Origin of the sequence: Rhizobium leguminosarum bv. viciae, assembly GCF_012276115.1 — a bacterium.
Taxonomy (GTDB): Bacteria; Pseudomonadota; Alphaproteobacteria; order Rhizobiales; family Rhizobiaceae; genus Rhizobium; species Rhizobium leguminosarum_T.
Map to the genome: position 1 here is coordinate 1 of NZ_WIEU01000023.1, position 17,093 is coordinate 17,093.

At 59.9% G+C, this 17,093-nt stretch carries 21 protein-coding genes and 1 tRNA gene; 12 read left to right on the plus strand and 10 right to left on the minus strand.

Going from position 1 to position 17,093, the window contains the following annotated elements:
• The 3 genes from GFM02_RS28545 to GFM02_RS28555 form a co-directional block, all read right to left on the minus strand.
• On the minus strand, window positions 1-182 hold a 182-nt coding region (locus tag GFM02_RS28545), incomplete at its 3' end, for a hypothetical protein (RefSeq protein WP_205930513.1).
• Between the two features lie 382 nt (window positions 183-564).
• Window positions 565-1,167: a DUF6538 domain-containing protein gene (locus GFM02_RS28550; protein ID WP_168323519.1), complete on the minus strand. Its 603-nt coding sequence runs from the start codon at window positions 1,165-1,167 to the stop codon at window positions 565-567.
• A gap of 66 nt (window positions 1,168-1,233) precedes the next feature.
• Window positions 1,234-1,309, minus strand: a tRNA-Ile gene (locus GFM02_RS28555).
• A 199-nt stretch (window positions 1,310-1,508) separates the two neighbouring features.
• On the opposite strand from GFM02_RS28555, the gene GFM02_RS28560 reads away from it, so the two are divergent.
• Window positions 1,509-1,877: a response regulator gene (locus GFM02_RS28560; RefSeq protein ID WP_168323520.1), complete on the plus strand. Its 369-nt coding sequence runs from the start codon at window positions 1,509-1,511 to the stop codon at window positions 1,875-1,877.
• Window positions 1,878-1,977: 100 nt separating this feature from the next.
• Here GFM02_RS28560 and GFM02_RS28565 read toward each other — a convergent pair whose 3' ends face one another.
• From GFM02_RS28565 to GFM02_RS28575, 3 genes are all read right to left on the minus strand, one after another.
• Window positions 1,978-2,181 carry a hypothetical protein gene (locus GFM02_RS28565; RefSeq protein ID WP_131664653.1) on the minus strand — a complete coding sequence of 68 codons (204 nt, stop codon included), beginning with the start codon at window positions 2,179-2,181 and terminating at the stop codon, window positions 1,978-1,980.
• Window positions 2,178-2,843: an acyl-homoserine-lactone synthase gene (locus tag GFM02_RS28570; RefSeq protein ID WP_003541559.1), complete on the minus strand. Its 666-nt coding sequence runs from the start codon at window positions 2,841-2,843 to the stop codon at window positions 2,178-2,180. Before GFM02_RS28570 ends, GFM02_RS28565 begins: the two co-directional genes overlap by 4 nt.
• Before the next feature lie 157 nt (window positions 2,844-3,000).
• Window positions 3,001-3,726: a LuxR family transcriptional regulator gene (locus tag GFM02_RS28575; protein ID WP_168323521.1), complete on the minus strand. Its 726-nt coding sequence runs from the start codon at window positions 3,724-3,726 to the stop codon at window positions 3,001-3,003.
• Between the two features lie 123 nt (window positions 3,727-3,849).
• On the opposite strand from GFM02_RS28575, the gene GFM02_RS28580 reads away from it, so the two are divergent.
• Complete coding sequence (locus GFM02_RS28580) at window positions 3,850-4,044, plus strand: hypothetical protein (RefSeq protein ID WP_017961375.1); 195 nt, start codon at window positions 3,850-3,852, stop codon at window positions 4,042-4,044.
• A gap of 337 nt (window positions 4,045-4,381) precedes the next feature.
• Entirely contained in the window at window positions 4,382-6,307 is a 1,926-nt protein-coding gene (locus tag GFM02_RS28585) for a DUF5054 domain-containing protein (RefSeq protein ID WP_168323522.1), read from the plus strand.
• A gap of 18 nt (window positions 6,308-6,325) precedes the next feature.
• Here the strand turns inward: GFM02_RS28585 and GFM02_RS28590 are convergent, their stop codons facing one another.
• On the minus strand, window positions 6,326-6,565 hold the full coding sequence (locus GFM02_RS28590) for a DUF2934 domain-containing protein (RefSeq protein WP_163883496.1): 240 nt from the start codon (window positions 6,563-6,565) through the stop codon (window positions 6,326-6,328).
• A 25-nt stretch (window positions 6,566-6,590) separates the two neighbouring features.
• Complete coding sequence (locus GFM02_RS28595) at window positions 6,591-6,797, minus strand: hypothetical protein (RefSeq protein WP_017961372.1); 207 nt, start codon at window positions 6,795-6,797, stop codon at window positions 6,591-6,593.
• Between the two features lie 360 nt (window positions 6,798-7,157).
• On the opposite strand from GFM02_RS28595, the gene GFM02_RS28600 reads away from it, so the two are divergent.
• Complete coding sequence (locus tag GFM02_RS28600) at window positions 7,158-7,541, plus strand: hypothetical protein (protein WP_168272149.1); 384 nt, start codon at window positions 7,158-7,160, stop codon at window positions 7,539-7,541.
• A 220-nt stretch (window positions 7,542-7,761) separates the two neighbouring features.
• Window positions 7,762-8,175 (plus strand): DUF4174 domain-containing protein, encoded by a 414-nt coding sequence (locus GFM02_RS28605; protein WP_131639542.1) that lies wholly within the window; start codon window positions 7,762-7,764, stop codon window positions 8,173-8,175.
• A gap of 63 nt (window positions 8,176-8,238) precedes the next feature.
• Here the strand turns inward: GFM02_RS28605 and GFM02_RS28610 are convergent, their stop codons facing one another.
• Window positions 8,239-8,949, minus strand: a complete 711-nt coding sequence (locus tag GFM02_RS28610; protein ID WP_065280732.1) for a GntR family transcriptional regulator — start codon at window positions 8,947-8,949, stop codon at window positions 8,239-8,241.
• Window positions 8,950-9,215: 266 nt separating this feature from the next.
• On the opposite strand from GFM02_RS28610, the gene GFM02_RS28615 reads away from it, so the two are divergent.
• The 7 genes from GFM02_RS28615 to GFM02_RS28645 all read left to right on the plus strand — a co-directional run bounded on the left by GFM02_RS28615 (window position 9,216) and on the right by GFM02_RS28645 (window position 15,769).
• Window positions 9,216-10,304 carry an ABC transporter ATP-binding protein gene (locus GFM02_RS28615; protein WP_168323523.1) on the plus strand — a complete coding sequence of 363 codons (1,089 nt, stop codon included), beginning with the start codon at window positions 9,216-9,218 and terminating at the stop codon, window positions 10,302-10,304.
• Between the two features lie 54 nt (window positions 10,305-10,358).
• The gene (locus GFM02_RS28620; protein ID WP_131639539.1) at window positions 10,359-11,657 is read left to right on the plus strand and encodes an ABC transporter substrate-binding protein; all 1,299 of its coding nucleotides are present in this window, start codon (window positions 10,359-10,361) and stop codon (window positions 11,655-11,657) included.
• A 163-nt stretch (window positions 11,658-11,820) separates the two neighbouring features.
• Window positions 11,821-12,735 carry an ABC transporter permease gene (locus GFM02_RS28625; RefSeq protein WP_168323524.1) on the plus strand — a complete coding sequence of 305 codons (915 nt, stop codon included), beginning with the start codon at window positions 11,821-11,823 and terminating at the stop codon, window positions 12,733-12,735.
• A 1-nt stretch (window position 12,736) separates the two neighbouring features.
• On the plus strand, window positions 12,737-13,558 hold the full coding sequence (locus GFM02_RS28630; RefSeq protein WP_151519562.1) for an ABC transporter permease: 822 nt from the start codon (window positions 12,737-12,739) through the stop codon (window positions 13,556-13,558).
• A 1-nt stretch (window position 13,559) separates the two neighbouring features.
• The gene (locus GFM02_RS28635) at window positions 13,560-14,294 is read left to right on the plus strand and encodes an aspartate/glutamate racemase family protein (RefSeq protein WP_168323525.1); all 735 of its coding nucleotides are present in this window, start codon (window positions 13,560-13,562) and stop codon (window positions 14,292-14,294) included.
• A 221-nt stretch (window positions 14,295-14,515) separates the two neighbouring features.
• Window positions 14,516-15,013, plus strand: a complete 498-nt coding sequence (locus GFM02_RS28640; protein WP_168323526.1) for a heme-degrading domain-containing protein — start codon at window positions 14,516-14,518, stop codon at window positions 15,011-15,013.
• Window positions 15,014-15,145: 132 nt separating this feature from the next.
• Window positions 15,146-15,769: a DUF2799 domain-containing protein gene (locus GFM02_RS28645; protein ID WP_168323527.1), complete on the plus strand. Its 624-nt coding sequence runs from the start codon at window positions 15,146-15,148 to the stop codon at window positions 15,767-15,769.
• 9 nt (window positions 15,770-15,778) lie between these two features.
• Here GFM02_RS28645 and GFM02_RS28650 read toward each other — a convergent pair whose 3' ends face one another.
• The gene (locus GFM02_RS28650) at window positions 15,779-17,038 is read right to left on the minus strand and encodes an AGE family epimerase/isomerase (RefSeq protein ID WP_168323528.1); all 1,260 of its coding nucleotides are present in this window, start codon (window positions 17,036-17,038) and stop codon (window positions 15,779-15,781) included.
• Between the last annotated feature and the right edge of the window lie 55 nt (window positions 17,039-17,093).

Below are 17,093 nucleotides of genomic sequence, written 5' to 3' on the forward strand. Positions count from 1 at the left end.
CGACGTGATGCGGTGCTGCGCAGCCGAAATGGCTCCGCACCGCAACCCGCCGCTACCGAACCAACAACAGCAACCAAAAACCGCTGGAGCGAACTCAAAACTGGATAAAACTTGGGGGCAAGGTCAAGCTTACCTTCGATCTTTCTATTAATCCGGTCGACAGTGTCGTTATAGTTAGCCATTGCGTTCTCTCCTAGTGTGAGTCACTATTAATTCAATCTTCAGGCGATAATAAAGGTTAAGGTAAAATGATTTTTCCAAAAAGAATAGGCGTTTATTGGAAGACGGAGACTTTCATCGGCTTTAGCGACAGAGCGAGAACCGTAACGATAAAAGAAAACGCGGTGTCTATTATGCTAAGGCTGTAACCTTTTTGGGGACATCACCACATATGTTTGAATTTTTTGAATACCGTGGAGCAACTGAGGTAAATAAGTTCTACCTGTCTGCTGCTGATGTCGAGCACTATCTAAAAAAGGCGATTTATACAGCATAGCGGACATGGATACAGAGAAGTTGCTCTACGGAAACTCGGACACATCTCCACGGTAACGCTGCTGTTATTTATATACCAAATCCGGGCTGGGCCATCTCTGCGATGGATGAAGCTGGGCCGGTATCGAAATCATAACGTTGCAACGACTTGTCGTGAGCAAGAACTGCCTTCAAGAAACCATGGAACGACAGCTTCATTTCCCGGTCTAGCCAACCGTATTCCGAACTGCCTTCTTTTATGTCGAGGTCGTACTTCTCGATGAAGCGGGCCAAAAGATCATCATCGGATTTGACGAGGGAGAGCGGAGCATCTGTTTTCCTTGCATGCTTGGCGACACGCTTGCTGGTCTCGTAAGTCTGTCTATCCAACTCGCTCAGAGGCCCAGTATCGTTCATCTCGGCCTTAGCATCGTTCAACAACTGGCGAAAATGCTCAGTCAGTACGCTTCTCAGTTCCTCGTGCCGCATCCCGTATGCAATTCCATACTCGTTCAATCGTTCGCCTATCTGGCTCAGAGAACGGGACAAGCGCAATGCTTTTCGTGGGTCGCGGGTCTGTAGAGAAAGCTTGAGCGTAGATGCTTTTTTCTGTGGATGTAGCTGCTTTGGTATGGGCCAACGCAGATAGAAAACGCCGCACCGCGACTTTACGAGATAGACCGGATTGAACAAACCAATGTTCCCCTTGGATGTTTCCCCAAGAAAAACTGGTTTCTAAGTCATTGATTTTAAACGGAATGGTGGGCCCGGAGGGACTCGAACCCCCAACCAAGCGGTTATGAGCCGCCGGCTCTAACCATTGAGCTACAGGCCCTTGGCGCCGTGTCCGGCGCTTGGGTGCCGGGGCAATGGTTCCCGCAGCACGGTTTCCGCTCTAACGCAAATCCGAGGGAGCCACAAGCGGGGAGCGCACGCATCTGTGGACGATGCATAATTCGTGGGCAGCCACTGGAACCTTCTGGCGCGGGCTACACTTACTCAAGTCACATTCCGCATGAAGAGGGCGATCGCAGATGGTGGCTTTGAACAGTGCCGTGGTGCTCATCGTGGAGGATGAGCCGCTGATCCGGTTCAATATCCTCGATGTGCTGGAGGATGTCGGTCATGTGGCGCTGGAGGCGGCCAATGCCGACGAGGCTCTGGTGGTGCTGAAGGGCAGGCAGGATGTCGATATCCTGTTCACCGACGTCAACATGGCCGGTTCGATGGACGGTCTCCAGCTTGCCAAGCGGGTGAGGGCGATGCGGCCGAATATCGGCATCATCATCACCTCGGGCATGGTGCGGCTCGATCCGATGGCGCTGCCCGCCAATACCGCCTTCCTGCCGAAGCCTTATCTGCACGACACGCTGATTTCAACGATCGATACGCTGATGACGTAAACACGCCGCGCAGCCGCAAAACGGGGACTGTTTTTGCGGCTGCGCGCGAGGCGCCGGGAGACTTGCTCGTCTTCAGGCGGGGCGGAGGGGAACCACACCCTCAGCTGAAGCTGCTCTTCAGCGCCTCGTTCTCGTGATGGGCCTTCTTCTCGTAGATCGTGAACAGCGCCATCGAAAGGAGATAGGAGAGGAAGGGATCCCCTATCTGCGTGGCGATGTCGCGGGATGCGAGAACATGGCGCTCCAGCGCGCCGATATCCTTCTGCATTGCGGTCTGCGGGGCGGTTTCAGCGAGGCGGTTCATGCTGCCATCTCCAGGAATTGAGTCACGACCGAGCGGGCCGGCACGTGCCTGACATAAAGGGGTAGGGTGAGGCCGAGGGCGGCGCGCATCTTGCGCAGCACCCGGTCCGATACTTCGAAGGCGCCGCAGCAGACGGGGTATTTGCCGTAGCCGTCTGCACGGCCGAGTTCTTCCACTTCGGCGCCGGCGCGCTTGTAGACGCGCTTGAGGTAGGGCTCGTAGTTGGAAATCATCGTATGGATGCCGTGATCGAGCGCGCATTCGCAAAGCGCAAGCAGCATCATGGAGAAGGCGCGACCGGCATCGACATTGGAGAAATCCTTGGCGATCGCCTCCTCGTCAATGCACATGCGCGTGCCTTCCCAGATGCCGGGGGCGATAAGATTGGCGGCATCTGGAAAAGTCTCGCGGAAGACGTCGTAGAGAAGGGTCGGGCCGGTCGTCGGCATCAGGCGCATCCCGCCATAGAGGCGGGTGCGGCTATCGTTGCACCAGACGAGATAGGCGGGGGCGAGCGAATCGTAGCTGTCGCGTTCGTAAGGGCCGATGACGGGAACGTCCCAGCCGAGCGTATCGGCGAAGACCTTCTTGCGCAGGCGAAACATCTGGTCGAGTACGGCAGCGTATTTCTGATACTCATGTGCCTGAATGATAACGAACATTTTGCCCTCCAGCGTTTTCAAGTTCGTGGAAAGCACAATGGTTCAAGCGGGCCGGTTCGGAAATTCCCTCAGATGGGCCCCCTCAAATGAGGGGGGCAGAGCATGTCGCGCAAAAGTGTGCAGCGGTTTTGCGAGAACGACATGCGCCAACAAAGACCTAGGGATTGATGATGCGCAATTGCACGGCCCGCGAAGCGGCGGCCGAGATCGTGGCGCAGCCGAGTTTGAAGCGGGCGGTCTTCAGATAATCGCGCGTGGTGTGTTCGGATATGCCGAGGATGACCGAAATATCCTTGTAATCCTTGCCCAGCGCCGTCCAGTGCAGACACTCGATCTCGCGCGGCGACAATGCCGGCACCGGATCGTTTTCGCCATGCAGCTCGTAGACGGCCTTGCGGTGGATGAGATGGGCGATCTCGATCCATTCGTTGCGGCAGCGGCGGACGAGTTCGGCCCATTCCTCGGCCGGCATGCGGGCATTCAGCGACAACAGCGCGCGGCGCTGCGCCTTGTCGGCGACGGGAATGGAGTAGCCGTTGCCGCCGATGCCGTGCTTCTGGGCATCGACCAGCATGGCATAGGCCTCCGGCGTCGGTTCGACCTCGCTCCAGTCGAAGGGTAGCTGGCGTTCGAAGCCCTGCTTGACGATCGGATCGACCTTCACATAGCTGTTCAGGAGGTAGCGGGAGACCCAGGAATCCGGATAGGTGGTGCGTACGAAGGGCGAATCGATCTTGGCCGCGATCGTCTGGGCGAGATGGTAGGTGACGAAATCGAGGCCATATTCCGCCTGGAGAATGCGGATGGCGGCATCGACATTGGCCGCGGCCTTGATCTGTTCGAAAGCGGACTCGAACTTTTCGCTATAGGTATTCTCAATCATTTCCACTGCCCCAATCCCCTCAATCCTACCGCGAGGGCTGTCACAAATACAAGGCATCCCCACATATGCGGGGAATGACAATCCGGGTCCCATCTGTTAGCGCCTTTCATGAGGAGACCTCATATGGACAGCAAGAGACCATTCGCGATTGCCGAATGCCAACAGGCCGCCAAGGGCCTGAAATCCAGCTGGCAGGACATGGCGGGCTCCGAAGCGCTGATCCGCGCCCTTGTTGCCGAACGCAACGGCGACACGCCGCTGGCGCTATTCTGGACGGAGGTCCACCGGGCGCTCTGCCAGGAAACCAACGCCTTCTGATAATCGGCTTTCACGAAAGGCTCAGGCTTTTCTCCTTGGCTAAACAGCGCACCACCCGGGCGCGGCAGCAAGGAAGTCCTGCCGCCTTTCTATGCAATTATCGATGAACACGTCTTCATTCTTGTCGCGATTCGATTCTACGATGAAAGCGTCGGACGATAGCCTTTTAGGATATATAGTTAATAAACCCGCACGATTTCATCGATTTGTGCCAAAACGGGTTGACGAAGAATTTACGGCAGGAGCAATGATGTTTGTGGAAACGGTTACACTCCTCACCTGTGCCGCCACTGGCTGCAGAATGTCTCGACTGTCATCACCGATGTAGTGGAATGGAATGACTGAAAAGCGCGTGCATCTGGTTTTCAAGACCCATCTCGATATCGGCTTTACCGATCATGCCGAGAAAGTCCGCCGGCAATATCACGAGCGCTTCATTCCGCAGGCGATCGAAACCGCCAAGCATTTTCATGCCGAAAATCCCGACGAGCCGAAATTCATCTGGACGACGGGCGCCTGGCTGATCTGGGACCATCTGAATTCGCGCTCGGCGGGAGAGGTGGCAGCGCTGGAACAGGCGATCGAGCGCGGGCTGATCCGCTGGCACGGCCTGCCGTTCACCACACATACGGAGCTGATGTCGCCCGACCTTTTCCGGGCCGGGCTTTCCTATTCGCAGGAGCTCGACCGGCGCTTCGGCAAGACGACGATCGCGGCGAAGATGACCGATGTGCCCGGCCATACGCTCGGCATGGTGCCGCTGCTTTCCGAGGCGGGCATCCGCTTCCTACATCTCGGCGTCAATACGGCCTCACCGCCGCCCGATGTGCCCGACATCTTCCGCTGGCGGGCGCCCGGCGGCGAGGAAGTGGTCGTCATGTACCAGTGCTCCTATGGCGAGACCTGTTTCCCCGACGGTTTTGCGGACGGCCTGAGCTTTGCCCATACCAACGACAATATCGGACCGCAGAGCGTACCGCAGGTGGCCGAGGCCTATCGCGAATTGCGCGCCCGTGAGTTGGATGCGTTCATCCGCGCGGCGACGCTCGAGGATTACGGCGCCATTCTCTGGGACGCGCGCGAGCGTTTCCCCGTTATCGAGCTGGAACTCGGCGACAGCTGGATCCATGGCAGCGGCAGCGATCCTGTGAAGACAGCGCGGTTCCTCGCGCTGCAGCGGCTCTACGATCGCTTGGCGGCGGATGGGCTCGACGCGCGGCGTCTCGCCTTCGGGCGCGGACTGGCGATGGTGGCCGAGCATACCTGCGGCGTCGATATCAAATCCTATCTGCGCGACGACAAGGCATGGTCGCGGGCCGATTTCGAGGCCGCACGCCGATCCGATTACCGCTTCGCCTATACCGAAGCCTCATGGGACGAGCAGCGCGCCTATCTCGACCAGGCGGTCTCGGAACTCGACGAGGCGGATCGGAAGGCGGCCCAGGCGGTGCTTGCCGAATTCGCCACGCCCGCCGTCATCGAGGGTAGTGGACGGGAGCTCCGCCTGCAGACCGGTGGCTGGTCGATCGGGCTCGACGGTGCGAGCGGCGATGTGGCCGAAATCACCTCTCCCTCCGGCAGAACGGTCTGCGGCCGCGACGGCTCGCTGATCGCCTATCGATATGAGAGCTACGATGCCGGCGACGTTATCAGGCATATGGAGACCTACCTGACCCATCGCCAGGAATGGGCGGTGCTCGACCATGACAAGCCGGGGCTTGCCCGGTCGGGGGCAGCACTTTCGAAGGTTTTCCTGCCGGCGCTGGAAGCGACTGATGGGGCGGGCATCCTTCTGTCGATGCCGGCCGAGGCCGTGCAGAAATATGGCGCGCCGCCGCAGGTGATGCTGCATTTCACCGCCGAGGGCGATCGCCTCGACCTGCGTCTGACGTTGCATGACAAGCCGGCCAACCGCATGCCGGAGGCAAGCTTCCTTTCTTTCACGCCTGATGGTGCCGGGGACTGGAATTTCAGGAAGATGGGCCTTTGGCACCGATCGGGGAATATTGCGACGAGCGGCGGCGGGCAATTACAGGCGGTGACATCAGCACGCCGTGATCTTGCCGATGGTCCGCTGACGATCGAAACCTTCGATGCGCCGCTCGTTGCGCCGCAAGGCTCGGATTTCATGACGTTTTGCAGGACGCTGCCGGATTTTAGCGCCGGCATCCGTTTCAATCTGCACAACAATAAGTGGGGAACCAATTTCCCGATGTGGTGGCAGGGAGATTTTCAGGCGCGCTTCCGGCTCAGCCTGAGCTGAGCCGGCACGAGGGAAGGGTCAGCCGACCTTTGTCGAAGGATTGACCCAGTCCTGACGTGGCGCTTCGGGCCGCTGCGGTTTCGGACGAAACTTCACCAGCACCTCGCGGCCATCGGAAGAGGCCTGCGTGCGCTCCAGCGCCTCGCGTTCGGCAACTGCCTGGCGCCAGTGCTCGTCGTCGCGGCCATCAGGCCGGCCCTGTTCTTCCCAGATCGCGTAAGCTCTTTTGCTGATCCATTCGTGGCGTCTGTCGCTCATCGATCCATTCCATTCATCAAAAGTGTTATTCGGCAATTCTGTCCTGCAAAACCGGCGGCCGGCGCTTGGCTGCCATCAGCAGGTCGAGTTCGATCGAGGAGGGCCCGAAACGGGTAAACAGGCTTTCTGCCTGCTCGCCGCGCAGGCCATATTTGGCGGCGAATTCATCAAGGCTATAGGGACGGCCGCGCAGGATCCTGCTTCGGCGCTCCGGTTCACGGATTTGCGTCATTGGTGGTAACCCCAGTCGGTTTGGCGAATGTGAGAACAAAACAGATTACAGCGCCAAAAGTTCCGTGATTTCGCAGCGATTTCTGCCCTTTGTGCCATTCCGGACCGATGGCAGGCGGGAGGCAAAAATATTTGACGGATGGCGCATGCCGAGAAAATTTCCACTAAAACATGCAAGAATATCATGGCGTTATGGAATTCGCTTCCATGCGCGCTGATAAATGGGCTTTACCCCAGCGCGTTACTCTATAGAATCAATAGTGTTATTCGGTTCGCAGGGGCAGCAAAACGTTCCGTTCCCCGCGTTTGGCGCGACCGATACCGGAGGACTTTGGCCTCAACCCATCAAGAGGAGACAGACATGATGAATGCACTGCCGCCACTTCATGACGGCCATGCGCCGTTCGACCTCCAGCAGCTGTTTCGCGAAGCGCTCTACGCGTTCGAGGAATGGGACAGTGAATTGACCGAACCGATCGTGACCCACGAAGGACGGGTCATCCCCATCAGCTTCGTTTTCGAAGCCATGCGCGAATGCACCGACATCGTGCCGATGAACATCGTCGGCGCCGTCACCGAACGGCTGACCAAGCCGTGGGAGGGCGAAGGCCCGCTCGACCAGATGACCTTCTCGACGGCGGCGCGTGTCATGCGCGTTTTGGTGCGCAAGCGCCTTCACGTCACTGGGGCTGCAGATCTCGTCGCCGTTTCGGCCCACGCGTCCGAAGACCAGGGCCGCGATTGACAAAGTGAGGATCGCGGCCATGGCTGCGATCCTTTTCCGCTTTTTGGCGGAACCTCGCTTATTCCCAGCCGTTTAATTCGGCAGGCACAGCCCGCCACTACAGCGCCCTTTTCGACAGTCGCAAAGGGCGCTGTAGCACTTCGAATTGCTGCATAATCTATCCTTAAATCGATCCCGATTTAAGAATTATGCAGTGGTGACGGGCGAGGAATGAAGCACCATGCTGAAATCTATTGTTCATGAAATCATCGGTACACCCAGGCGTGAGCCTGAGCTTCCGCAATCGCTCGAGCAGTTTCGCGACAGGAAACGGGTGCTGATCATCTTTGCAGATGCGCAAGATGACCGCGCGCTCATCCAGGACGAATGGCTGCGCAAGGCGCATATGCGGTTGATCGAGGAAGACGTCGAGGTGTTCAGCATCGCCGGCGGCGGCGCGTTTGCGCTGTTCGACGATGACTGGGAACTCGATGCCGACGATATTCGCGATAGGCTGCAGGGACCGCCGTCCGGCGAGTTCGGGCTGATCCTGATCGGACGCGACGGAACCGTTAAGCTGCGCTCGAGCGAGCCGATGAGCGCCGAGGATATCTTCGCTGCCTTTGAGATGTTGCCGAAGAAGACGCCTTGGTAGCGTTTCGAGAGCCCGTTTGAAGCGGGCGCGGTGAAGCATCCGCGTCCCGCGTCTTTTGCATGTTCAGAGTTCGAAGGCTTCCTTGAGGCCCAGGCTCTTGCGTTCGCGCAGGTCGAGATCTGCCTCGATATGGGCGATGTGATGCAGCATCAGCTGGCAGGCGCGGTCGAGTTCGTCGGCTTCGATCGCCGAGATGATGTCACCATGTTCGGAATGGCCGCAGCTCGATGCGGTCGACTGCCCGTAGAGCGCAATCACCAGAGACGATCGGGCGACAAGCTCTTCCATGAAGCGCTGCATGATTGAGTTTCCCGATATGGCCGCCAGCATCAAATGAAAATCGCCCGATGCCTTGATTTCGGCGCGGCGCGCCGTCTGGCCACGCTCGCTCATCAGGCGGCCTTCTTCCAGCAGAAGCTGTCGCAGATGGGTAATGTCATCAGGCGTGATCCGCGCCGCTGCCTCGCGCAAAATGCCGGGTTCAACCAGCCGGCGGGCGGAAAAGATCTGACGAGCCTCTTCCGGCGAGGGATAGGCGACGAAGGCGCCGCGGTTCTTCTCGACGCTGACAAGACCTTCATAGGACAGTGCCTGCAGGGCGGCGCGGGCAAGCGTGCGGCTGACGTTGAAGAGATTGCCGACATCGCTTTCCGAAAGCTTGGTGCCGGGCGAGAGCCTGCGCTCGACGATCGCTTCGCGAATGGCATCGCGGATCTGTTGCGCGCCTGTTTCGGCGGAGTCTTCGGCCTGCTGAGCCTTGGCGGCGGATTTCATGAAATTTATTTCCTGATGGTCGGCAAACCATACCCGGCTTCGCAGCAAAAGTTAAACAGAATTTGTGCCCGAAATGATGGCGAAATTGTATACGATGTTTTGCACAAATTGCGCACGAAGCCTAAATCATGTGCAGATAACGCTACGCCTATAATTTGCTCTCTCAATGGCGGTGTTGATAAAATCGTTATTTCGCAACGGTTTCCTTTAAGCAGCGGAGTTTGGCACGGCAGATGCATCGTCTTTTCCGAACAGGGGAAGGCATGATGTCGAAAGCGGCAGAGATCGATATAGTATCCGTTTCGAAGGTCTATGGCGCGACGACGGCGGTCCATGCGATCAGCCTGAAAATTCCAGCCGGCTCCTATTGCTGCTTCCTCGGCCCGTCGGGCTGCGGCAAGACTTCGACGCTGCGTATGATCGCCGGCCACGAGAGTATCTCGTCAGGCGACATCAGGCTCGGCAATGCCGTCGTCACCGATTTTCCGCCGGCCAGGCGTGGCACGGCGATGATGTTCCAGTCCTACGCGCTGTTCCCGCATCTCGACCTGATCGACAATGTCGCCTTCAGCCTGAAGATGAAGGGTGTCGACAAGCAAGAGCGGCGGGCCAAAGCGCTCGAGATGCTGAAGCTGATGCAGATGGAGGCCTATGCCGCCAGGCGTCCGGCCCAGCTTTCCGGCGGCCAGCAACAGCGCGTGGCGCTGGCGCGTGCGCTGATCACCGATCCGGAAGCGCTGCTGCTCGACGAGCCGCTGTCGGCGCTCGATCCGTTCCTGAAGATCCGCATGCGCGCCGAACTCAAGAAACTCCAGAAGTCGCTCGGCATCACCTTCGTGCACGTCACCCACAGCCAGGAAGAGGCAATGGCGCTCGCCGACGTCATCGTCATCATGAATGACGGCCGGATCGAGCAGGCGGCAGCCCCGCGCGAGGTCTTCGAGCGTCCGGCGACGGCCTTCGTTGCGCGGTTCATGGGCGACCACAACGTGCTGTCCGGCCGGGTGACGTCGAGCGAGAACGGCGTGCTCGTCATGACCGTGCCGGAAGGCCAGAGCTTTTCCGTGCGCGGGACGGGCAGGGAGGTCGGCGAGCCCATCGATATCGGCATCCGCACCGACCGCGTGCGCCTGCAGGTGGCGACCGAATGGACGCTCGGCTTCGACGGCATCGTCTCCAACATCGAATATCGCGGCTCTTCGGTGAAGATCACCGTTATCGGCGCCGGCAGCGACGACTTCACCGTCATTGCCGACGACGGCGAATATTTCGCCCGGCCGTTCGCCGTTGGCGACACCGTCTCGCTCAGCTGGGCGCTCGAGGATGCCGTGCTTCTCGGCCGCTCGTCCGCATGAGCCATCACCATCAAGAACACTGAACCTTCCATATCCAAGAAAAGGGGAACTGACATGACGACTGAAACGATATCGACCAAGGCGGAGAAGGGTCTTTCCCGCCGCGCGCTGCTGAAGACGGGTGCTGCCGCCGTCGGCGCCATCGCCGGCTCCGGCGCCATCACCGGCTTTCCAACCATCTGGGCGCAGACGAACATCACGCTTCGCCAGTTCGGCACCGGCGTTTCGAACATCAATGCCATCGCCGAGAAGTGCAAGGCCGATCTCGGCATCACGCTGGAGATGACGGCGACCGATTCCGACGCCGCCGCCCAGCGCGCCGTCACCCAGCCTGACAGCTACGATATTGCCGACATCGAATACTGGATCGCCAAGAAGGTGTTCCCGACCGGCGTGATGCAGCCGATGGATGTCAAGAAGCTGAAATATTACGACAAGATCGTACCGCTCTTCATCAACGGCAAACTGAAGGCAGACAGCGTCATCGCCCAAGGCACGGCGCCGCACACGGTCGGCTTCGTCGAAGCGCAGGATTCCAAGAAATTCGCCAAGGAAGCGACACAGTGGATGACGATGGTTCCGACCATCTACAATGCCGACACGCTCGGCATCCGCCCCGATCTCGTCGGCCGCGACATCACCAGCTGGGCCGACATCATGGATCCGAAGTTCAAGGGCAAGACCTCGATCCTCAATATTCCGTCGATCGGCATCATGGATGCGGCGATGATCATGGAAGCCATGGGCAACATCAAATATGCCGACAAGGGCAACATGACCAAGGAAGAGATCGACAAGACGATCGAATTCCTGATCAAGGCCAAGGGCGAGGGCCAGTTCCGTGCCTTCTGGAAGAGCTTCGACGAGTCGGTGAACCTGATGGCGTCGGGCGAAGTCGTCATCCAGTCGATGTGGTCGCCGGCCGTCGCCGCCGTCCGCTCCAAGGGCATCGCCTGCAAGTATCAGCCGCTCAAGGAAGGCTATCGCGCCTGGGGCGGCGGTCTCGGCCTTGCTTCGCACCTCAAGGGCGCGCAGCTCGACGCCGCCTATGAATATATCAACTGGTACACATCGGGCTGGGTCGGCGGCTATCTCAACCGCCAGGGTTACTATTCCGCCTGCATGGACACCGCCAAGAACTTCATGACGGCGGACGAGTGGGGCTACTGGATCGAGGGCAAGCCTGCAACCGGCGACATCATGTCGCCTGAGGGCAAGGTCATGGAGAAGGCCGGCGCCGTTCGCGACGGCGGCTCCTTCGAAGCCCGCATGGGTGCGGTCGCCTGCTGGAACTCGGTGATGGACGAAGACCGCTACATGGTCCGCCGTTGGAACGAGTTTATCGCTGCTTAAGGCCAAGTAGGCGTTGTCGCCTTCCCCTCCCCAACCCTCCCCACAAGGGGGAGGGAGCCCGGCGAGGGTGCGGCAAAACTTTCCCTCCCCCTTGTGGGGAGGGTTGGGGAGGGGTCTTTGATGATCCCTCCTTTCATTACTTCGACGAACGAAAGGGCAAAGGATGGCGACCATCGCAGCGGAAACGGAGGAGGACGGCCAGGGCGCGCGCGGCGGGCGCGGACTGAAGCTTTCCCCATCGGCGATATCCTATCTCCAGGCGACGCCGCTGTTCGTCATTCTCGGCTTGTTCTTCCTGCTGCCGATCGCCATGATCGCGGTCGTCAGCTTCTGGGACTACGACTTTGCCGGTCTCTATCCCGACTTCCTGACGATGAACTACACCGACACGCTCGGTTCGTGGGTGACGTGGAAGATCTATCTTAACACGCTGAAATTCACCGCGATCGTCTGGGCGCTGACGCTCGTCATCGGTTTCTGGGTCGCCTATTTCCTGGCCTTTCACATCCGCAAGACATCGACGCAGATGATCCTCTTCCTGGTCTGCACCGTGCCGTTCATGACGTCGAACATCATCCGCATGATCTCGTGGATCCCGGTGCTCGGGCGCAACGGCCTCGTCAACTCGACGCTGATCAAGATGGGCATCATCCCGCAGCCGATCGAATGGCTGCTCTATTCCGATTTCGCCGTCGTGCTTGCCATGGTGCATCTCTATACGCTGTTCATGGTGACGCCGATCTTCAATACGCTGATGCGCATCGACCGGTCGCTGTTCGAGGCGGCGCGTGATGCCGGCGCCTCCGGCTGGCAGGTGTTGTGGAATGTCGTCTTCCCGCTTGCCAAACCCGGCATGGCGATCGGCACGATCTTCGTCGTTACGCTTGTGATGGCCGACTTTTCGACGGTGCAGGTAATGTCCGGCGGCCAGAGCGCCTCGGTGGCGCTGATGATGAAGAACCAGATGTCGCTGCTGCAATATCCGGCCGCTGCCGCCAATGCCGTGGTGCTGCTCGCAGTCGTGCTGTTGATGGTCGCGGCCATCCTGCGCATCGTCGATATCCGCAAGGAGCTTTGAGATGAGCCACGAAAAACGCGGCCTGGAATTCTACCTGCTGGCGCTCTTCTTCATCATCTTCGTGCTGTTCCTCTACGGGCCGCTATCGGCGATCCTGATCCTCTCCTTCCAGGGGCCGGATGGCGGCCTGACCTTCCCGATGAACGGTGTTTCCACGCACTGGTTCTTCAACCTGTTCGAGAAGCAGGCGGTCGGCGATTTCGGCGCCTCGTTCCGCCGCTCCTTCACCCTCGGACTGATGGTGATGGCGGTGACTGTCGTCGTCTCTCTGCTCGCCGGCCTTGCTTTCCGCCGCCGTTTTCGCGGTTCGACGGCGCTGTTCTATGCCACGGTCGCAAGTCTCGTCGTGCCGTCGATCATCATCTCGCTCGGCATCGGTGTCGTCTTCCAGGAGGGAGGGCTCAAACCCGCTTGGTATTCGTCGGCCTTCGGCGCGCATCTCACCTGGACGCTGCCCTTTGGCGTGCTGATCATGTTTGCCGTCTTCAACCGCTTTTCGCCGGCCTATGAAGAGGCGGCGCGCGACCTCGGCGCCAGCTCCTGGCAGACGTTCCGCCATGTCGTGTTGCCGATGATCGCCCCGAGCCTCGTCGGCGTCGGACTGTTCGGCTTCACGCTCTCCTATGACGAATTCGCCCGCACGCTGATGACATCAGGCACCTACAATACGTTGCCGCTCGAAATCTACGGCATGACCACCAATGTCACGACGCCGGTGCTCTATGCGCTCGGCACGGTGACGACGCTGTTTTCCTTCACCATCATTCTCCTCGCGCTCGGCATCATGACGATGCTCAGCCGGCGGCAGGCAAAGATAAACTGACATGCGCATCCTCATCGTCAATCCGAACACCACGGCCTCCATGACCGAGAAGGCCGCGACCGCTGCGCGGGCGGTGGCGGCATCCGGCACGGAGATCATCGCGGCCACCTCGCGCATGGGGCCGGTTTCCATCGAGGGGCATTACGACGGGGCCTTAGCGATCCCCGGCCTGCTCGCCGAACTCAAGGAGCGGCAGGGTGTGGATTATGACGCGGCTGTTATCGCCTGTTTCGACGATACCGGGCTCGAAGCGGCGCGAACCTTTTCCGATGTGCCGATCCTCGGGCTTTGCGAATCCGCCGTGGTGACGGCGGGCTTCCTGGCGCAGCGCTTCACCGTGGTGACGACGCTGGAGCGCTCGCGGGTGCTGATCGACAATCTGGTGCGCCGCTACGGAATGGGCGACCGCGCCAAGGTGCGCGCCTCCGACATCCCGGTGCTGGAGCTGGAAGATGCAGGCTCGGGCGCGATCGGCAAGCTTAGGGCCGAGATCGAGCGGGCGCTTTTGGAAGATGGCGCCGAGGCGATCGTGCTCGGTTGTGCCGGCATGACCGATCTGGCGCGCGAACTGCAGGAAATCTACGGCGTGCCCGTCGTCGACGGCGTCGCCGCCGCCGTCAAGCAGGCCGAAGCGCTGGTGTCGCTCGGACTTTCCACCAGCAAGCGCGGCTCCTATGCCTCGCCGCTGCCGAAACCCTTCATCGGGGCGATGAGCGGTTTCTCGCCGGTCCTGTGACCGTTTTCGAGATGCTGACGCCGAAGCTCTGACGAAGAGCATTTCCGTTTTCTTCGAGTCACGAAAATGCTCCATCTCTTTGTCTTCGCGCAATTCCGGACGCAAAACCGCCGCGCAGTTTTGCTGGAATTGCTCCAGCGGTAGGCCCAAGTTTTTGCTTTACTTTTTTGCTCCCCGCGAGAATGGTCTGCACGGATCATCGCGCAAGAGGAACGCTTATCATGACAACCGAGGACGATCTCAGCCGGATCGTGGAGCAGGAGAAAGTGCTGAGCTTCGACGCCTTCGACCTGACGACGGCATGGCAGCTCGGCAAACTCCTGCAGGAACTCGCCACCGAGCGCGGCCTCGGCATTGCGATCGACGTGACCCTGCATTCGATGCCCGTTTTCTATGCGGCACTCCCGGGTGTGACGCCCGACAACGTCAATTGGGTCCGCCGCAAGCGCAACATGGTGCTGCGTTATTTCCGCAGCAGCTATGCCTCCGGTCTGAAGCTGCAGAGGGACGGCAAGACGGTCGAGGATAACGGGCTTTCCGGCGCCGACTTTGCGCCGCATGGCGGCAGTTTCCCGATCAACGTCAAGGGCACCGGCTGCATCGGCGCCGTCACCGTCTCAGGACTGCCGCAGCGTGACGACCACAATCTCGCGGTCGAGGCGCTGGCGCTGATGCTCGCCAAGGATCTGGATACGCTGCGGCTCGCTCCGCTACTCTGACGCGGTCTCCCCCGCCGTAATTTTGACAGAAAAAAGCCATGAAAACTGCAAATTCGCGTCGCCGTGCCGGTGACGCGGGCTTGTCCTGTGGCTAAGCTGCGGCATCGCACTCCTCATTTACCCCGGGACGCCATGATCCGCTTGTTCCTTGCGCTTGCCGCCACCATCGGCTTCGGCCTTTTCCTTGCCTCCTGCAACACGCTGTCCAAGGAGGAATGCGTCGCCGCCGACTGGCGGGTGATCGGCGAGAGCGACGGCGCGGCGGGCCACGAGCCGCAACAGCGCTTCGCCGCGCATGCGAAATCCTGCGAGCGGGTCAAGATCGTGCCCGATCAGACGAAATGGTTTCAGGGCTACCAGGCGGGCCTGGTGCGCTATTGCACGCCGCTCAGCGGGCTTGCGCGCGGCCAGGCGGGCAGCGGCTACGCCAATGTCTGCCCGCCGGAGACCGCGCCCGGTTTCCTGCGCGGCTTCGGCCTCGGCAGCAAGCAGCACGAGCTGCAGGCGCGCCTCAACTCGATGCAGAACGACTATAGCTCCAAGGAGGCGAGCATAGACGAGCTTTCCGACAGGCTGCGGGATGCAAAAGACGATGAGAAGTCGGAGCTGCGCCGACGGATCGAGGATCTGGAGGACGACCTGCACGACATCCGCCGAGACCAGCGCGACGTGCAGGACGATCTCGACCGCGTCAACGAGGATGTCGAGTGGTTCCAGCGGAACCCGAACGGCGAACTGCCGGCGCCGGGTTACTGATCTCCAGCCTTATATACCGCCGCCGGCCTCAGTGATGCCCTTTGTCAGGCTGCCCGTTGCCGGGAAGAGCGGGATGAGGCAGGCCTGCAGCGCGTGGTAGATATCGCCCTTGCCGGGGAAGAGCGAGTGAGAGGGAACGAGATCCTCTGTCAGTTCCTCGTGCCAGCCGCCGTTCTTATGGTCGATGAAGGCGCGCTCGATCACGTTCCAGATCTTGCGATAGCTTTCCTCGTGGAAATCGCTCGGCAGGTGCTCGTTGAGAAAATGTGCGGCGGCCGCACCTTCGCAAGCCGGCCACCAGAGCTTGTTGCGCTTGGCGGGCTTGTCGTCCCAATCGAGCGTATAGAAGAAACCGCCCTTATCGTTGTCCCAGCCGAGCGCCATGGATTGGGCGAAGAGCGCTTTGGCCGCATCCGGCATCCACTCGATGCGTTTGCCACCGAGCGCCCAGAGCTGCAGGATGAGGCGGGCCCATTCCAGCCAGTGGCCGGGCGTCGTGCCGGCCGGGCGGAACATTTCATTCGGATGATAGTAAGTCTTGTCGAGGTTCCATTCGGCGTCGAAATGCTCGGCGACGCGCCAGTCGACCGAACCGGCGGCGCGGCGGATGACGAGATCGGCGATGCTTTCGGCCTTGGTCAAATATTCCCTGTCGCCGGTGGCTTCGAAGGCCGCCATCAGCGCTTCGGTCAGGTGCATGTTGGAGTTCTGGCCGCGATAGGCGCCGCCATCGAGCGGCTGCCAGTCGGCGGTGAATTCCTCGGCGATCGCGCCGTGCTTGGCTTCCCAGAACTTCGTGTTGAGGATCTCGGTGATATCGGCGAGCATGCCGTCGGCAAGCGGATGACCGATCGTCTTTGCCGATGAGGCGGCGAGCAGCACGAAAGCATGGCCATAGCCCTGCTTGTTGGAATCAATAGGACCGTCATTGTTGAGCGACCAGAAATAGCCCCCGTATTTCCGGTCGCGGTGGTGGTTCCAGATATAGTCCATACCGTGATCGACGACATCGGCTGCACCTGGGCGGCCGAGCAAGGCGCCGATCGAGAAGCAATGCACGGCGCGCGCCGCGATATGGATGCCGCGAACCTGGCCCTCGGCGTCGAGAGGCCTACCTTCGGCGTCGAGATCGTAGAAGCCGCCCTTGGGATTGACCGAATTGTGCTGGAAGAAATCGAAGAGGCCGTTTGCCTGCGCCAGCAGCCAGCTACGGTGATATGCGCGGCTCGCCCAGTTTCCAAGCACGGCGTTGCCGATTGCGGGTGCCATGATACTCCTCCAATTTCGTGCACAAAGCGTTGTAAACGCCTATATAGGGGTCGGA

Excerpts from the sequence above, each read along its gene's own strand:
- GFM02_RS28560 (WP_168323520.1), top strand. The coding sequence starts at position 1,509 with ATGGTGGCTTTGAACAGTGCCGTGGTGCTCATCGTGGAGGATGAGCCG.
- GFM02_RS28565 (WP_131664653.1), bottom strand. The coding sequence starts at position 2,181 with ATGAACCGCCTCGCTGAAACCGCCCCGCAGACCGCAATGCAGAAGGAT.
- GFM02_RS28570 (WP_003541559.1), bottom strand. The coding sequence starts at position 2,843 with ATGTTCGTTATCATTCAGGCACATGAGTATCAGAAATACGCTGCCGTA.
- GFM02_RS28575 (WP_168323521.1), bottom strand. The coding sequence starts at position 3,726 with ATGATTGAGAATACCTATAGCGAAAAGTTCGAGTCCGCTTTCGAACAG.
- GFM02_RS28580 (WP_017961375.1), top strand. The coding sequence starts at position 3,850 with ATGGACAGCAAGAGACCATTCGCGATTGCCGAATGCCAACAGGCCGCC.
- GFM02_RS28585 (WP_168323522.1), top strand. The coding sequence starts at position 4,382 with ATGACTGAAAAGCGCGTGCATCTGGTTTTCAAGACCCATCTCGATATC.
- GFM02_RS28590 (WP_163883496.1), bottom strand. The coding sequence starts at position 6,565 with ATGAGCGACAGACGCCACGAATGGATCAGCAAAAGAGCTTACGCGATC.
- GFM02_RS28595 (WP_017961372.1), bottom strand. The coding sequence starts at position 6,797 with ATGACGCAAATCCGTGAACCGGAGCGCCGAAGCAGGATCCTGCGCGGC.
- GFM02_RS28600 (WP_168272149.1), top strand. The coding sequence starts at position 7,158 with ATGATGAATGCACTGCCGCCACTTCATGACGGCCATGCGCCGTTCGAC.
- GFM02_RS28605 (WP_131639542.1), top strand. The coding sequence starts at position 7,762 with ATGCTGAAATCTATTGTTCATGAAATCATCGGTACACCCAGGCGTGAG.
- GFM02_RS28610 (WP_065280732.1), bottom strand. The coding sequence starts at position 8,949 with ATGAAATCCGCCGCCAAGGCTCAGCAGGCCGAAGACTCCGCCGAAACA.
- GFM02_RS28615 (WP_168323523.1), top strand. The coding sequence starts at position 9,216 with ATGTCGAAAGCGGCAGAGATCGATATAGTATCCGTTTCGAAGGTCTAT.
- GFM02_RS28620 (WP_131639539.1), top strand. The coding sequence starts at position 10,359 with ATGACGACTGAAACGATATCGACCAAGGCGGAGAAGGGTCTTTCCCGC.
- GFM02_RS28625 (WP_168323524.1), top strand. The coding sequence starts at position 11,821 with ATGGCGACCATCGCAGCGGAAACGGAGGAGGACGGCCAGGGCGCGCGC.
- GFM02_RS28630 (WP_151519562.1), top strand. The coding sequence starts at position 12,737 with ATGAGCCACGAAAAACGCGGCCTGGAATTCTACCTGCTGGCGCTCTTC.
- GFM02_RS28635 (WP_168323525.1), top strand. The coding sequence starts at position 13,560 with ATGCGCATCCTCATCGTCAATCCGAACACCACGGCCTCCATGACCGAG.
- GFM02_RS28640 (WP_168323526.1), top strand. The coding sequence starts at position 14,516 with ATGACAACCGAGGACGATCTCAGCCGGATCGTGGAGCAGGAGAAAGTG.
- GFM02_RS28645 (WP_168323527.1), top strand. The coding sequence starts at position 15,146 with ATGATCCGCTTGTTCCTTGCGCTTGCCGCCACCATCGGCTTCGGCCTT.
- GFM02_RS28650 (WP_168323528.1), bottom strand. The coding sequence starts at position 17,038 with ATGGCACCCGCAATCGGCAACGCCGTGCTTGGAAACTGGGCGAGCCGC.